Raw genomic sequence first — 15,135 nt, 5'->3', positions numbered from 1 at the left:
ACAATTATCGCTTAGATATTTTATTGCCGGTAATTTGTCGCTGTCTTGAACATCTAAATCGGTCTGTGTCACCTGATCGCAGTTTTGCATGTTTTGTAGCACGGCCTTGTACACGTTTACGCCACATTCTAAAACTGCTGGGTTTCATTTCTCGACGCATAACTTCAATGGTTTCTTGCTCGCTAATACCAAATTGAAAAGTAATGGCCTCAAAGGGTGTTCGATCTTCCCATGCCATTTCTATTATACGGTCTAACTCTCTTTCTGTAAATTCTTTATTCATAGCTTGATAAAGGTACTACATGATATGATAAAGTAGAAATTTGTTCATATTTTATTGTAGCTCAAACAAAGTGATAGGACAGGATAAAAAAACAAATCCGGATAATGTATGAAAACACCATCCGGAAGCTGTAAAAGTGTGATACTATATATAAGGTATAAAACTTATACCAAAACATTCTTTAATTCATTTCTATATTCAGACGGATTTTGCCCCGTAAATGCTTTGAACGATTTATTAAAATGAGAAAAGTTATTGAATCCGCATTCAAAACACACTTCGGTTATACTTAAAGGCTTTTCGGCCAAAAGTTTAGAAGCATGCACCAATCGATATTCATTTACAAATTGTACAAAGGTTTTATTGGTGATCTTCTTAAAGTATCTACAGAAAGATGGTATGGTCATACTGACCATTGAAGAAATTTGCTCTAGGGTAATTTCTTCCCTAAAGTTATTCTTTACAAAATTGAAAACGATATTTATACGGTCGTTGTCCTTAACATCTGTTGCAAAAGAGAATCCTTCTGCGTTCAACAAACGCATATCGTCAGAATTTCCGAGGTCGTTCAATATATTAAGAATGGATAGTAAGCGTTGAAAGTCTGTTTGATATTCTAGTACTTCCATTTTATCACCAATCTTTCTTTTTGTTTTACCAGAGAAGGCAATACCACCACTTGCGCTATTGAATAGTTTTTCAATTTTCTTCATTTCTGGAATCTTAAAAAAATCTGTTCCAAGAAAATCGGTTTTCATTTGTACAACGGTTTCACTGGTATTACCGGTAAGGGCATCGGTAAACCCGCAATGTGGCAAATTACTACCTATTAATATAAGGTCTCCATTTGTATAATAAGATACATGACTACCAATCTGTCTTTTTCCAGAACCGCCATTAACGTATACCAGTTCTAGTTCTGGGTGGTAATGCCACAGGTTATTGCGGTTAATTCTATTCTCATCAAACTTTTGGTAAGTAAATGAATGGCCAAAATCGGGCTTTATGGCTTCAAATGTAGGTTTATGTTTTACCATGATAACTAGTGTTTGTAATATAAAATTAAACATCAAGATTTAGATGTTCTTTGCAAAATTAACTAAAATATGTGTAATCTTAACATAGGGGTAATAACGAGTATGTAAGTAGGTTAAAATAGAACATAAATTGGGAAAATATGATGTAGTAAGAGCTTTATAACGGCTGTATGTTTGTAGTGTAAATTATAATGAACCCGTAAAATAATTTATTATGAAAAACCTAGTAAAATTCACAACAGTTGTTGCCTTTATGTTCGCTACAGTAGCAGGCATGGCAAGAGAGCCAAAGTTAAACCTATTATCTGCAGGAAAAGCCAAGAGTGTGGTTTTAACGATGGATGCATCTTCTAACGGTGTACAGGTTAAGTTAATGGATTCTGATTTAAATGTAATTTATTCAGAGAAAATGGCACAGGGTCATTTTAGCAAGAAGTTAAATTTAAAAGATTTGACAGATGGTGTATACTTTCTATCTGCCGATGATAACATGACAAAATATTCATATACTATTGTTTTAGATAACAATGATGTGAAAATCGTAGAGTCTGATGAAGATATCAAGCCTTTCTTTAGAAAGACAGATAACATGATCTTCATGAACTATTTAAACTTAGACAAGTCTAAATTATCTATAAAGATATACGATACAGAAAGTAGAACAGTATTTACACAAGAAGTAGCAGACGAAATGATCGTTGAAAAAGCTTTCAATTTCGCAGATGCTTTCCCAGGTACTTACACGGTAACAGTGAAGTCAGGTGGTAAAACATATACTGAAGAGTTTGTTGTTAATTAAGTTGATTTAAGTTGATTAAGAAGGGGACGGGAGCGTCCCCTTTTTTGTTTTCTATAATTTCAAATAGGAATATGCCCAGTACATAAGGGCAAATTGTAGCGGTAATCTTAGTAGCAATAGCCATTTAGGCAAACCCGCACTTGCTTTTTCACTTGACAACATGTAAAAGTGTACTGATAAAAACACTGTCAACATAGCTATAATACCATAAATAGATAGGTTTTTCGTCGCTTTGAAAAACAACCCGACACCTAAGGCAACTTCGGCAATACCACTAAGTAGAACCAATGGCTTATGAAAAGGTAGGTAGCGTGGCATTATCCTTAAATAAACCTTAGGTTTTAAAAAATGCATAAAACCGGCAAAAATGTAGATTGCCCCCATTACATATAAATGCCAAGGATATATCATGGTTATGCCTTAGTATTTGCTGAAATCCAATTCATGATTTTCTCTTCAAGAAGCGCTAGTGGAACACAGCCAACTTCTAAAACCTTTTCATGAAAAACCTTTATGTCAAAATCTTTGCCCAAGTTAGCTTCCGCTTTAGCTCTAAGCTCCATAATTTTAAGTTGCCCTATTTTATAGGATAAGGCTTGACCAGGGTTTGCCATATATCTCTCGATTTCGGCGGTAATACTAGATTCAGATTCTGCTTCGTTATCTAAGGAATACTGAATTGCTTTTTCCCTAGACCACCCTTTTGAGTGTAAACCGGTATCAACAACCAAACGAACCGCACGATGCATTTCTGCACCAAGCATACCAAAATATTGATATGGGTCGGTGTAAAGTCCTAATTCTTTACCTAAAGATTCGGTATATAATGCCCAGCCCTCGCCGTATGCACTGTACCATAACGTTTTTCTAAATTGAGGCAAGCTCTCATTTTCTTGGGTCAGCGAAATCTGAAAGTGATGACCAGGTATGGCTTCATGTAAAAACAGATCTTCATCGGAGTAAGTGTTGTACGACGTTACGTCTGGTATAGGCACATAAAAAATACCGGGTCTTGTACCATCTAAAGAGCCAGGGTTGTATTCTGCACTGGCAGAGGCTTCTCTAAATGCTTCGGTACGTCTAACCTCAAACGGAGTTTTAGGCTGTTTGCTGAACAAGGCGTTTACCTTTGGCATCATTTTTTTATGGATGTGGTTAAAATTTTCAATAACCTGTTGCGGTTCAGTAAAAGGCATTAATTCTTTTTTAGTACGCACTTCGTTGAAAAAAGCTTTTAAATCGCCTTTAAAGCCTACCTGTTTTTTAACGCTTTCCATTTCTGCACTAATTCTGGCAACTTCTTTTAAACCAATTTCATGAATTTCATCGGCTGTTAAGTTTGTTGTTGTGTACAGTTTAATCTGATGTGCATAAAATGCATCACCATCAGGTATTCCTTGTATACCACTAGTTTCTCTACCCGCATTCATATATTCGGTAGCCATAAAATCATGTAATTCTTTATAGGCAGGGATTATTTTGTTATTGATGATGTCGGTATAAACTTCAGTAAGCCTTAGTTTGTCAGATTCAGAAAAATCTGCTGGAAAGTTTTTAATTGGAGAATAAAATAAGTTGTTTTCTAACTTGGCATCTGCAACACTGGCCAACTGTGGTAAAACTTTTTTGATCAGTGATTTGGGTAATACATTTTTTGCCTTTATACCTGCTTGCATTTTGGTTTTAGCAGAACGAAGCCAAACGACATAATCTTCTAAACGCTTGCTCCAATTAACATAATCGTCGGTGGTTTTAAATGGTTGAGCACTGGTTCCGCCAGCTAATTGCCCCATCATTAAATTCATCGACCACATTTGATCTACAGGAGTGTAATTTTCAAAAGCAAGACCCTCTAAATTGATTTCACATTCCCATTTTAGAATAGCTTTTGACATTTGCTCACTTTCAGAAAGTTTTGCGTTATCAAATTTTTCTGCTCTCTCTAGATACATTTCATAATAGTTGACCAATTCTTTTTTATATGCATCGGATAAAAAATTGGGCAAAGTGTCATTGTACCTGTTATCTCCTTGAAAAGTAGCTGCTAGCGGATTCAATTTTAATCCGTCATCATAATAATGGGCTAATAGGGTTATAAACCCTACATTATGAATGGTTGGGTTCGTAGAAACCTCTCCGTTCGTTTTCAATTGTGCTTGGGTATGTAGCCCAGTAATCAAGGCAAATGCTATAAATATCTTTTTCATTAAAAGTGTATTAAAATTAAGATAGGTATTTCTTGAACCCGTCCTTTTTATATTGAGGTACAGCTTCGTTGGTCATGAACAGTTCAAGCAAATCTTGTGATTTATTTTTTGCGAACATTAGTTCATAAAATTGTTGTGTGGTAAAGGTATTTTGAGATTGTTCTACTAGTGTTATATTATCACCCACAACAACATGGCCTTCTTCCAGTATTTTGACATAAGTACCGGGGTGATTATGATCAATAAATTCTTTTAATATTTTTTGTGTTCCAAATCTTATACCAAGTTTATAGCAAGGCTCACGTGGTTGAGAAACTTGTACAAGGGCTTTTCCAATTTTGTAAATGTCCCCAACTCGTATTTTAGATTCATCTAGTCCTTCTACGGTTAAATTTTCACCGAACATGCCCCAATCCCAATTCAAATCTGGGTAAAGATTTTTCCAGTAATCATAGTAATCGGCAGAAAAAAGGTAGCATGCTTTATTGGTTCCTCCATGATGAACGCGGTCTATGATGGTATCATCTTTTACGTCATTTTCGGTTAAAAATAAACCTGTTGACGTAGGGTATTTAAAGATACCGGTTTGCTCTTCAGCACCGTTCCATTCAAAAGTAACCGGGTCTCCTAAATTCGTAGAAATCACCTTCATGCGGTGAAGATAAAAAAAGCACTAGTATTTATAGTAAAAGGTTTACCTAAAGTTGACCAAACTGTTATTAAATTGGTTGAAATCTAGCTTTAATTATTGCTTGGAAGTATTTTAAGCACATAATTATTATTGAATTCATATTTAAGGGGATTGATCAATTGGTTGTTATTGTACCTAATGATTCAGTTGTGTTTTGAATATTTTGTAATGAGCTATTTTCTGGGAAATACCAAAAGGGGATTGTAACCAATACTTTTTCAATAGTCTTAGATTTTGAATCCAATTTATCTTCTTTTGTAGGTCCGGTAATTGTTAAAATATGTTTACCATCATTTAAGTTTTTAATGTTCAAATAGGTTTCAAAACCCATCCTATCTTTTGTATTTGAGCTAATAATAAAATCACTTAGGTATACATCTGAATCTATATGTATCTTGTAAATTTCGTTAACGGTTTTAAGGTATTCTTTTAAATTCAATGAATCTTTTATTCCAGCAGCATCATTAAAACCACTTTTAATTCCATTAGTTGCCGAAGATTGAAAACCTCTACTATCGTCCTTAGGTCTAAGGTTAGAGTTTTTATCATATATAAAATCTTCCATTTCTTTATTATGTAATAGAAATACAGGAAGAAATCTTGTTACAATTAATTTTGATGGTATTGAAGCTATATTAATAAAATATGTTTCTTTAGTTGATAGATTATCGTAATGTTCGCTCAGTATTTGATATTCAGAAGAATCATTTGTTGAGTTTAGATAATTTGAGCTTTTATATTCTAAAGTGTTAATAATAACAACTATAAGGTAAATAGGTAGTAGAATGAAACTTAAACGTTTTCCTAATTTATTATCTAAAAAATTATAAGCTAATGGGCGATATAAAAAGGATAGTGTGAGTTTGCTAAACACCCAATAAATTGGAAAGTATAATGTTGAAGTCCACTTTTTCTTTTTTAAAAATCCTTGACCCAAAAAGTCAATAAAAACCACTAATGATGATAGAAATAAAGGAAATATAAGTAATAAAAGAGTCATCTGGATAACCCATTTAGGAAGAAAAGTTAGAAATTCTAAAAATTGAATAATAAGTAGTATGCTAATTGTTACCGTAAAGAAACCGATAACATAAAATATCATTAAAAATGAAGCTGCAAAAATGATACTGCAATAGGCTTCAAGGCTAGCTATGTAACGGTCAAATGATCCAACTTTTTTCTTTAAATAGGAGGTGAATTTATCGGAATAATTAAGGGATGAGTAATTAATATCACCGGAAACATATCTTAAGCCTATGGCACCTATCCAAAGACCTCTTAGAAGTACGTGAATAATTAAGTTGAAAGTAAATATTTGACAGCATATTAATGCAATTGCCCAGATCATTCCAAATTGTTCAACGCCAGAAATGTCACTAGTTATAGCTTTTAGTTTTAAAGGCTCATAAGCAGCAAACAATCCGTATATAGCAAATCCCGAAATAATCAATTCTAATTGCCAACTTTCTTGTTGTAAAGTATCTAACCATTTTTTAAACTTCGGTGAATTGTATTTCATGAATAATTTCTTTGTTGAAAGATAACAACATTTAACAAAAAAGCCACTACAAAAAATGTAGTGGCTCTTCTAAAAAATTATAGGAAAAGGAACTTACTTCACCATCTCGTAGCTACGCTTAATAAACTCCGTTAAAGCTTTACCTTTAAGTAAGCCTTTAGATAACTTCGCCAAGTCAAGTGATTGATTGATCAATCGCTCTTTTTTCTTTGCTGTCTTTGTGTTTAGAAACTCACTTACCAATGGGTGATTTGTATTAACGATTAGGTTGTACATTTCTGGCATGGCACCCATACCGAACATACCACCGCCACCGCCGGTCTGTTGCATTTCTTTCATACGACGCATAAACTCAGGCTCGGTAATGGTAAACGGAGAAGAGTCGCTGTCCATTGCTTCTAACTGAACGGTGAAGCTTTTATCTGTCATAGCTTCTTCCAATTCTTTTTTCAAAGTCTCTTTTTCTTCATCAGATAGTTTAGAAATTTGAGTTTCCTCTTTCTGTATCAACTTATCTATATGGTCTGCATCTACACGAGCAAATGATATGTTCTCTTTAGAACCTTCAAGTTTTTGCATTAGGTGACCAATAATAGGAGAATCTAATAACAGCACTTCATAACCTTTAGCCTTGGCCGTTTCAATGTAGCTGTGCTGTGCCTCTTTATCAGATGCATAAAGAATTATAGTTTTTCCGTCTTTATCGGTCTGCGTGTCCTTAATTTTTTCCAGTAACTCGTCATAAGTAAAGTAAGCACCATCTACGGTAGGGTATAGTGCAAACTTATCTGCTTTGTCAAAGAATTTATCTTCAGAAAGCATACCGTACTCGATCACGATTTTAATATCGTTCCATTTAGCTTCAAAATCTTCTCTGTTGTTCTTGAATAAAGAATTTAGTTTATCGGCAACTTTTCTGGTGATATAAGACGAAATTTTCTTTACCGCACCATCTGCCTGTAAGTACGAACGAGAAACGTTCAAAGGAATATCTGGTGAATCTATAACACCACGTAACATAGTCAAGAATTCAGGAACAATACCTTCAACGTTATCTGTTACGAAAACTTGATTTTGGTATAATTGAATCTTGTCTTTTTGAACATTTAAGTCGTTCGTTAACTTAGGGAAATACAAAATACCCGTTAAGTTAAAAGGATAATCAACATTTAAATGAATGTTGAACAAAGGCTCTTCAAACTGCATTGGGTATAGTTCTCTATAGAACTCTTGGTAATCCTTAGCCTCTAATTCTGCAGGTTGCTTTGTCCACGCCGGGTTAGGATTGTTGATGATGTTGTCTACCTCTTTTGTAGGTGCAGGATCCTCTTCTTTAGCATCTTCTGGTTTAGGCAAAGTTTCAGTCTTCATTCCAAATTTGATCGGAATAGGCATGAACTTGTTATACTTACTTAATAACTCGTTTATTTTACCATCTTCTAAAAATTCGGTAGAATCATCTGCAATATGAAGTATAATTTCGGTTCCTCGCGTTTCTTTTTCTGCTGGCTCCATAACAAACTCAGGAGAACCGTCACAAGACCAATGTACCGCTGGTTCATCTTTATAACTCTTTGTAATAATCTCTACTTTATGGGCAACCATAAATGCAGAATAGAAACCTAGACCAAAATGACCAATGATACCAGAGTCTTTTGCAGAGTCTTCATATTTGTTCAAAAACTCTTCAGCCCCTGAAAAGGCTACCTCATTAATATATTTTTTAACTTCTTCCTCTGTCATACCAAGACCTTGGTCAATGATATGTAGTTTCTTACCTTCCTTATCTGCTTTAACTTCTATGATAGGATTGCCATACTCAACTTTGGCTTCACCTATTGTAGTAAGGTGCTTTAACTTTAGGGTTGCATCTGTTGCGTTAGAAATTAATTCTCTAAGAAAAATTTCATGATCACTGTATAAAAATTTCTTGATCAGTGGAAAAATGTTGTCTACCGACACATTAATTTTACCTGTTGCCATTTTTTATATGTTTTATGCCACATTCAGCGTGGCCATTGTTAATTATTAGTTGTCTGCGTAAAGACAAAAAAAATACCATAGTAGGTAAGAGTGACAAACTGACAGTAATACAGGCGTAAAAGTTTAACAAATATTTTTGTTTAATAATAATGATAAAAAGTTAAACATAATGTATATTTGTAATGTGATTATGAACAATTGCTATGAAAAAGAATTTCAAGCATAATCACTTGTTGATTATTTATTGGTTAGGTTGTTTAGAAACGTGCTATCGCCCGATAGCACGTTTTTATTAAATAAAAGCTAATGTTTTATAAAAACTTCTAACTATTATATCTGCATCGTACCTTTTAATAAAATATATTAGATATGCCTGCTAAAGCTAAAAAAGTAACTAAAGATTCTATTATTGCCATGTTTATGGACTATGTGTTAGAGCATGAGCAGTTTCCTAAAACGGTATATAAATTCTGTAAAGAAAATGCTTTTAAAGAGTCCGATTTTTATTTGTACTTCGGTTCTATCGAAACTTTAAAAAAGGGAATATGGAATGTCTTTTATGAAAATACAGTCAATGTTATTCATAAAAATGCAGAATACAACGGCTTTACCAATAGAGATAAAATGCTCACATTCTTTTATACTTTTTTTGAGGTTTTGACTTTAAATAGAAGTTATGTTTTGTTCGTAATGGAATATTCAAATAGTCCATTAAAGAATTTAGAACAGTTAAAAGGACTTAGAAAAAATGTGAAGGATTTTGCCAAAGGTTTAATCTCTGATGGTAATAAGGAAAAGAATTTAAAGATAACAAAGCATAATCCGCAATTGTTTTCAGAAGGGGCTTGGTTGCAGACGTTGTTCTTGTTGAATTTTTGGAAGTCAGATGAGTCTGCTTCATTTGAAAAAACAGATGTAGCCATTGAAAAATCGGTCAATACCATTTTTGATGTATTTGATGATACGCCATTAGAAAATATTCTAGATTTCGGAAAGTTTCTGTACAAAGAAAAATTTGCCTAAACTAAGCTAAAGGTTATGAAGACACTTGATAAAATACCTACCGGAAAAATAGAACGTGCCAGTAAATTGGTGAAAACCGGTGCTAAAATAGGAGGTAATTATGCCAAATATTTCGGCAAAAAAATTATCAATCCAGAAACTACAAAAGACGAACTGAACGAAGATAATGCCGCAGATATTTATGACGGCTTAAAATCTTTGAAAGGTAGTGCATTGAAAGTAGCTCAAATGTTGAGCATGGAAAAGAACCTGCTACCCAATGCCTATGTAGAGAAGTTTTCGTTATCGCAATTTTCAGTTCCCCCTTTATCTGCACCCTTGGTAAGAAAAACATTTAAGAAATACCTAGATAAATATCCTGAAGAAGTTTTTGATACTTTCGATAAAGACTCCATAAATGCAGCAAGTATTGGGCAGGTACATAGGGCTACAAAAAATGGAAAAACGTTAGCGGTTAAAATTCAATACCCAGGTGTGGCGCAAAGTATAAGTAGCGATTTGGCTATAGTGAAGCCAATTGCTATTCGAATGTTCAATCTACAAGGAAAGGATTCTGACAAATATTTTAAAGAAGTTGAGAATAAACTCGTAGAAGAGACAGATTATGTTTTGGAGGTTGCGCAAAGTAAAGAAATTACAGAAGCGTGCAGGGTGATACCTAATATTAATTTTCCTCAGTATTATACAGACTTGTCCAGCGAACGTATTATTACCATGGATTGGATGTCAGGTAAGCACCTTAGTGAGTTTACCAAGACCAACTTTTCACAAGAAACAGGAAATAAGCTGGGGCAAGCCTTATGGGATTTTTATATGTTTCAAATCCACGGACTTAAAAAAGTACACGCAGATCCACATCCGGGCAATTTTTTGGTAAATGATGCCGATGAGCTTATTGCTATTGATTTTGGATGTATAAAAGAAGTGCCCGATAGTTTCTATGTGCCTTATTTTGAATTGGCAAAACCTGAAAATATTTCCAACGATAAAATATTTACCGAAAAGTTATATCAATTGGAAATATTAATGCCAACGGATAGTGCTGAAGAAATTTTATTTTTTAAAACGATATTTCACCAATTGTTAAGTTTGTTTACATCACCTTTTCACAAAGAGGAATTCGATTTTGGTGATGAGGTTTTCTGGGGTAAAATTGCAGATTTGGGAGAACAGTTTTCTTCAGATAAGCAAATAAGAAAAATGAACGGTAACAGGGGATCGAAGCATTTTTTATATATGAACCGTACCTTTTTTGGACTATACAATCTACTACACGATCTAAGGGCAAATATAAAAGTTAATAATTTCAAGCAATACCTAAGCTGATTACTAACTATCTTATTGTCAGTGTTTGTTACATTTTTAAGGTGAATTCTTAATAGTTGTTTATATTGCAACACTAATTCTTCCTGAAGTTATCAGGATTAAAAAATTACTATGTATAATTCAAAAATAATTGGCTTAGGTCATTATGTACCTGAAAATGTGGTGACGAATGACGATTTGTCTAAGGTTATGGATACAAACGATGCTTGGATCCAAGAAAGAACCGGTATCAAAGAAAGAAGACATGTAGTTAAGGGAGATGGTGATACTACAACTACAATGGGTGTAAAGGCGGCGAAGATTGCCATAGAAAGAGCGGGTATAGATAAAGATGATATTGATTTTATCGTCTTTGCCACTTTAAGTCCCGATTACTATTTTCCTGGTCCGGGTGTTTTAGTGCAAAGAGAATTAGGAATAAAGACCGTAGGAGCATTAGACGTACGTAACCAATGTTCTGGCTTCGTTTATGCAATTTCAATAGCAGACCAATATATAAAAACTGGCATGTACAAAAATGTACTGGTCATTGGTTCAGAACTGCACTCTCATGGTTTGGATATGACAACAAGGGGTAGAAGCGTATCTGTAATTTTCGGAGATGGTGCAGGTGCAGCCGTACTTACCAGAGAAGAAGACACAACTAAAGGTATTTTATCTACACATTTACATTCAGAAGGTCAGCATGCAGAAGAACTTTCGTTGATAGCGCCAGGTATGGGTAATAGATGGGTTACCGATATTATGGAAGATAACGATCCTAATGATGAGTCTTACTTTCCGTACATGAACGGACAGTTTGTGTTCAAGAATGCTGTGGTTCGTTTCAGTGAGGTTATAGTAGAAGGCCTAGAAAAGAATAAATTGAATGCAACAGATATTGATCTATTGGTGCCGCACCAAGCTAATTTGAGAATATCTCAGTTTATTCAAAAGAAATTTCAGTTAAACGATGACCAAGTTTTCAATAATATTATGAAATATGGTAATACTACTGCTGCATCTATTCCTATTGCACTTACAGAGGCATGGGAAGCAGGTAAGGTAAAAAGTGGCGATTTAGTAGTATTGGCTGCATTTGGTAGTGGTTTTACCTGGGGCAGTGTCATCATAAGATGGTAAAATAAAGCACCCATAGATTATTGCTATGGGTGCTATATAGTTTTACCTAATAAGAAAAAACCAACCAATCTTCAATATTAAATATCACTATACATAGTAATAGACGTATTTAACTTTCAATTGTTACTAAAGGTGAGCAATTCTATTGCGTTAAATTATAGGTTAGGACAAAAATTAATTTTTTAGAGGTAAGCTTTAAAAGAAGAAACCCGGACATTCCAAAATAAATTGGAAGCCGGGCTTCAAATGCTGATAGGCTATACTAAACACTAACCATTAACTATAAACATATAGCGTTACCAACAATATTTTTATACTCGTAAGAGTATTTAACTTTACTAATAGACGAAATATTGCCTAAATAGTTACATATATGTATACTTTTAACATTTTTTTATTATGAAAAAGACCCTGGTATTCGGTGCCTCCTTAAAACCAAATCGATATAGCAATTTAGCAATACATAGACTGGTAGATTCGGGGGTGGAAACCTTAGCTTTTGGATTAAGAGAAGGAAAGGTTTCAGGAGTCAATATCAGTAATAAGTTAGACAAAATTAATGATATTCATACAATAACCCTATATATTAACCCAAAAAGACAAGAAGAATATTATAATAAAATTGTTTTCCTAGCGCCTAAAAGGGTCATTTTTAACCCGGGAACAGAAAACCCTGAGTTGTATAATATACTGAAAAACAACAACATAGATATTGAGGTTGCTTGTACCCTAGTCCTTTTGAGTACCGGTCAATATTAAGCAATGTCACCAATACTTGGTGATGTATTTTTCTTACGAATTAACCATAATCCTACAAAGGTTAGTAGTCCGTTTAATGGCAAAAGTTCGTAGCCAAATACGTAGCCACCTAAATATTCAACCGGTAATTTTGCCAAAAGCAGAATAATGGACACGCAAACCAGTGCAACTACCCAAACGTATTTGTCTTTTACTTGATGCTTTGTGAAAATCCCGAAAGAGAACAAACCTAATAATGGGCCATAGGTATAAGATGCTACGGTAAGTAAGCCGTCTATAACATTTCTATCCAGAATATATTTAAATGATATTACCACAATTATTAGCAGTACGCTCATGCCAATATGTGTAAATCTACGAGTCTTTTTGGCAACTGATTCCGGTTTCTTTTCGGTGTTCAGAAAATCTACACAAAAAGAGGTGGTCAGTGAGGTAAGTGCGCTATCTGCGCTACTATACGCCGCTGCAATTAGCCCTAACATAAAAGTAACGGCAACCGTAATGCCCAAACCGCTGTTTAATGCAATTTCAGGAAACAATAAATCAGACTTTGGCGTACCGTCCATAAGCGGTATGGCAATATTATAGGCATCTGCATAGATGAAAAGTAATGCTCCTAGAAGCATGAATACGAAAGTTACAATAACTAGAACAATGCTAAAACTCACCATATTTTTTTGCGCTTCACCTAAGTTTCTGCAGGTAAGATTTTTTTGCATCATATCTTGATCAAGTCCGGTCATACAAATAGTAATGAACATACCGCCGAGAAAAGATTTTAATAAATGATTTTTAGAAGATAAATCGTCAGTAAAAAAGGTCTTGCTGTATTGATCTAATTCCGGGGAGTTTAAAAACTCGATAAATGTCCAATCCATTTTATCCAGAATAAAATAAATGGAAAGACCTACCGAAATCAACATAAATAGCGTTTGTAAGGTATCTGTCCAAACGATTGTTTTTATTCCTCCTTTAAAAGTATAGATCCAAATAAGCAGTATAGAAAGAATAACCGTTATTTCAAAAGGAACGTTCCAAGCATCAAAAACAAACTGTTGAAGTACAATTGCTACCAAGAATAACCTAAAAGCAGCGCCAAGAACTCTAGAGATGAAAAATGAAACAGCACCGACCTTGTAACTCACAAAGCCGAATCTATTATCTAAGTATTCATAAATAGAAGTTACGTTCTGTTTGTAATATATTGGAAGAAGTATAAAAGCGGTAACCAAGTATCCCAGAAAATATCCAAAAACCACCTGCAGATAGCTAAACTGTGAAGTTTCTACCCAGCCAGGCACAGAGATAAAGGTTACACCAGATAGTGAAGCGCCTATCATACCAAAAGCCACCAAGTACCATGGAGATTGCTTTCCGGCTTTAAAAAAATCTTCGTTAGAATCGTTTCTCCCTGTAAAATAAGAAATGATCAAGAGTAATACGAAATAACCCGAAATAAGCAATAGAATGTGCGAGGCGTTCATGAATTCTAATTTGCCGCCAAATTACAAAAAGTTGAAAGAGGAATTATAAAGAGGTGCTATCTTAAAGCGAATGGGCTATCTTAAAATGTTTAAATGCAGACCATTGATAAGGGTTATATGATGGTATGTTAAATTTTAAGAAAACTATACCATACCCTTAATAAGTTTAATCGTAAATTTATGGCCATATTTAACTATGGATTTTTCGTCTAAATTATTGGAAAATGCAGTATACGAGGTCTCGCAATTACCGGGTATTGGTAAGCGTACGGCTTTACGTTTGGTGCTTCATTTATTAAAACAGCCAGAACAGCGAACCAATAATTTGGCTACATCACTAGTAGATTTAAGAAGTAAAATACAGTTTTGTGAAAACTGTCATAATATATCCGATACGGCACTGTGCGAAATTTGCGCCAATGCGAAAAGAGATGATTCTCTGGTATGTGTTGTAGAGGATATTAGAGATGTTATGGCTATAGAAAATACCGGGCAATTTAGAGGTAAGTACCATGTACTTGGTGGTAAAATATCACCAATGGAAGGTGTAGGACCTCAGAATTTGAAAATTGGAAGCTTGGTAGATAAAGTAAAGAGCGGCGTAATAAAGGAGCTTATTTTTGCGTTGAGTTCTACCATGGAGGGTGATACCACTAATTTTTATATTTTTAGACAGATAGAAGGTCTTGATGTTAAAACTTCTACAATTGCAAGAGGTATAGCGGTTGGTGATGAACTGGAATATGCAGATGAGGTAACCTTGGGGAGGAGTATTTTGAACAGAGTACCTTTTGAAGGTTCGCTACGGCAAGATTAACTCTTGATTTTTAGTTAAGTATCAATAAAAAGGTATTTATTTTATTATTTTTGTAAATATTACAAACAAAACAAGCATTAAATTA

Annotated in this window: 14 protein-coding genes; 6 read left to right on the top strand and 8 right to left on the bottom strand. The window is 34.2% G+C overall.

Annotated features, from left to right (window positions below; all coding sequences use genetic code 11):
- Positions 1-4: 4 nt before the first annotated feature.
- Both EXIGUO8A_RS02155 and EXIGUO8A_RS02150 read right to left on the bottom strand, forming a co-directional pair.
- Positions 5-283, bottom strand: coding sequence for a TIGR03643 family protein (locus tag EXIGUO8A_RS02155; protein ID WP_159301769.1), 279 nt, complete (start codon positions 281-283; stop codon positions 5-7).
- A gap of 164 nt (positions 284-447) precedes the next feature.
- A complete protein-coding gene (locus EXIGUO8A_RS02150) occupies positions 448-1,320 on the bottom strand; it encodes an AraC family transcriptional regulator (protein ID WP_058105794.1) in 873 nt (290 codons plus the stop codon).
- Between the two features lie 214 nt (positions 1,321-1,534).
- On the opposite strand from EXIGUO8A_RS02150, the gene EXIGUO8A_RS02145 reads away from it, so the two are divergent.
- On the top strand, positions 1,535-2,119 hold the full coding sequence (locus EXIGUO8A_RS02145; RefSeq protein ID WP_116769898.1) for a T9SS type A sorting domain-containing protein: 585 nt from the start codon (positions 1,535-1,537) through the stop codon (positions 2,117-2,119).
- A gap of 51 nt (positions 2,120-2,170) precedes the next feature.
- Here the strand turns inward: EXIGUO8A_RS02145 and EXIGUO8A_RS02140 are convergent, their stop codons facing one another.
- The 5 genes from EXIGUO8A_RS02140 to htpG form a co-directional block, all read right to left on the bottom strand.
- Positions 2,171-2,530 carry a DoxX family protein gene (locus tag EXIGUO8A_RS02140; protein WP_159301768.1) on the bottom strand — a complete coding sequence of 120 codons (360 nt, stop codon included), beginning with the start codon at positions 2,528-2,530 and terminating at the stop codon, positions 2,171-2,173.
- A gap of 2 nt (positions 2,531-2,532) precedes the next feature.
- Positions 2,533-4,326, bottom strand: coding sequence for a DUF885 domain-containing protein (locus EXIGUO8A_RS02135; protein ID WP_159301767.1), 1,794 nt, complete (start codon positions 4,324-4,326; stop codon positions 2,533-2,535).
- A 16-nt stretch (positions 4,327-4,342) separates the two neighbouring features.
- Complete coding sequence (locus tag EXIGUO8A_RS02130) at positions 4,343-4,978, bottom strand: MOSC domain-containing protein (RefSeq protein WP_159301766.1); 636 nt, start codon at positions 4,976-4,978, stop codon at positions 4,343-4,345.
- Positions 4,979-5,132: 154 nt separating this feature from the next.
- Positions 5,133-6,536 (bottom strand): hypothetical protein, encoded by a 1,404-nt coding sequence (locus EXIGUO8A_RS02125; protein WP_159301765.1) that lies wholly within the window; start codon positions 6,534-6,536, stop codon positions 5,133-5,135.
- 93 nt (positions 6,537-6,629) lie between these two features.
- Positions 6,630-8,519: a molecular chaperone HtpG gene (gene htpG / locus EXIGUO8A_RS02120; RefSeq protein WP_159301764.1), complete on the bottom strand. Its 1,890-nt coding sequence runs from the start codon at positions 8,517-8,519 to the stop codon at positions 6,630-6,632.
- 369 nt (positions 8,520-8,888) lie between these two features.
- Here htpG and EXIGUO8A_RS02115 point away from each other — a divergent pair, with 369 nt between their 5' ends.
- The 4 genes from EXIGUO8A_RS02115 to EXIGUO8A_RS02100 all read left to right on the top strand — a co-directional run bounded on the left by EXIGUO8A_RS02115 (position 8,889) and on the right by EXIGUO8A_RS02100 (position 12,749).
- A complete protein-coding gene (locus EXIGUO8A_RS02115; RefSeq protein WP_159301763.1) occupies positions 8,889-9,542 on the top strand; it encodes a TetR family transcriptional regulator C-terminal domain-containing protein in 654 nt (217 codons plus the stop codon).
- 15 nt (positions 9,543-9,557) lie between these two features.
- On the top strand, positions 9,558-10,868 hold the full coding sequence (locus EXIGUO8A_RS02110; RefSeq protein ID WP_159301762.1) for an ABC1 kinase family protein: 1,311 nt from the start codon (positions 9,558-9,560) through the stop codon (positions 10,866-10,868).
- Between the two features lie 111 nt (positions 10,869-10,979).
- A complete protein-coding gene (locus EXIGUO8A_RS02105) occupies positions 10,980-11,990 on the top strand; it encodes a 3-oxoacyl-ACP synthase III family protein (RefSeq protein ID WP_159301761.1) in 1,011 nt (336 codons plus the stop codon).
- Positions 11,991-12,389: 399 nt separating this feature from the next.
- Positions 12,390-12,749 (top strand): CoA-binding protein, encoded by a 360-nt coding sequence (locus tag EXIGUO8A_RS02100; RefSeq protein WP_159301760.1) that lies wholly within the window; start codon positions 12,390-12,392, stop codon positions 12,747-12,749.
- On the opposite strand, the gene EXIGUO8A_RS02095 is transcribed toward EXIGUO8A_RS02100, so the two are convergent.
- Positions 12,746-14,233: a sodium:solute symporter gene (locus EXIGUO8A_RS02095; RefSeq protein ID WP_159301759.1), complete on the bottom strand. Its 1,488-nt coding sequence runs from the start codon at positions 14,231-14,233 to the stop codon at positions 12,746-12,748. The genes EXIGUO8A_RS02100 and EXIGUO8A_RS02095 overlap by 4 nt on opposite strands.
- Before the next feature lie 196 nt (positions 14,234-14,429).
- Here EXIGUO8A_RS02095 and recR point away from each other — a divergent pair, with 196 nt between their 5' ends.
- On the top strand, positions 14,430-15,050 hold the full coding sequence (gene recR, locus EXIGUO8A_RS02090; protein ID WP_116769888.1) for a recombination mediator RecR: 621 nt from the start codon (positions 14,430-14,432) through the stop codon (positions 15,048-15,050).
- Positions 15,051-15,135: the final 85 nt, after the last annotated feature.

This window comes from Maribacter litoralis, from assembly GCF_902506355.1.
Taxonomy (GTDB): Bacteria; Bacteroidota; Bacteroidia; order Flavobacteriales; family Flavobacteriaceae; genus Maribacter; species Maribacter litoralis.
This window is presented reverse-complemented; position numbering and strand designations above follow the sequence as displayed.

Excerpts from the sequence above, each read along its gene's own strand:
- EXIGUO8A_RS02155 (WP_159301769.1), bottom strand. The coding sequence starts at position 283 with ATGAATAAAGAATTTACAGAAAGAGAGTTAGACCGTATAATAGAAATG.
- EXIGUO8A_RS02150 (WP_058105794.1), bottom strand. The coding sequence starts at position 1,320 with ATGGTAAAACATAAACCTACATTTGAAGCCATAAAGCCCGATTTTGGC.
- EXIGUO8A_RS02145 (WP_116769898.1), top strand. The coding sequence starts at position 1,535 with ATGAAAAACCTAGTAAAATTCACAACAGTTGTTGCCTTTATGTTCGCT.
- EXIGUO8A_RS02140 (WP_159301768.1), bottom strand. The coding sequence starts at position 2,530 with ATGATATATCCTTGGCATTTATATGTAATGGGGGCAATCTACATTTTT.
- EXIGUO8A_RS02135 (WP_159301767.1), bottom strand. The coding sequence starts at position 4,326 with ATGAAAAAGATATTTATAGCATTTGCCTTGATTACTGGGCTACATACC.
- EXIGUO8A_RS02130 (WP_159301766.1), bottom strand. The coding sequence starts at position 4,978 with ATGAAGGTGATTTCTACGAATTTAGGAGACCCGGTTACTTTTGAATGG.
- EXIGUO8A_RS02125 (WP_159301765.1), bottom strand. The coding sequence starts at position 6,536 with ATGAAATACAATTCACCGAAGTTTAAAAAATGGTTAGATACTTTACAA.
- htpG (WP_159301764.1), bottom strand. The coding sequence starts at position 8,519 with ATGGCAACAGGTAAAATTAATGTGTCGGTAGACAACATTTTTCCACTG.
- EXIGUO8A_RS02115 (WP_159301763.1), top strand. The coding sequence starts at position 8,889 with ATGCCTGCTAAAGCTAAAAAAGTAACTAAAGATTCTATTATTGCCATG.
- EXIGUO8A_RS02110 (WP_159301762.1), top strand. The coding sequence starts at position 9,558 with ATGAAGACACTTGATAAAATACCTACCGGAAAAATAGAACGTGCCAGT.
- EXIGUO8A_RS02105 (WP_159301761.1), top strand. The coding sequence starts at position 10,980 with ATGTATAATTCAAAAATAATTGGCTTAGGTCATTATGTACCTGAAAAT.
- EXIGUO8A_RS02100 (WP_159301760.1), top strand. The coding sequence starts at position 12,390 with ATGAAAAAGACCCTGGTATTCGGTGCCTCCTTAAAACCAAATCGATAT.
- EXIGUO8A_RS02095 (WP_159301759.1), bottom strand. The coding sequence starts at position 14,233 with ATGAACGCCTCGCACATTCTATTGCTTATTTCGGGTTATTTCGTATTA.
- recR (WP_116769888.1), top strand. The coding sequence starts at position 14,430 with ATGGATTTTTCGTCTAAATTATTGGAAAATGCAGTATACGAGGTCTCG.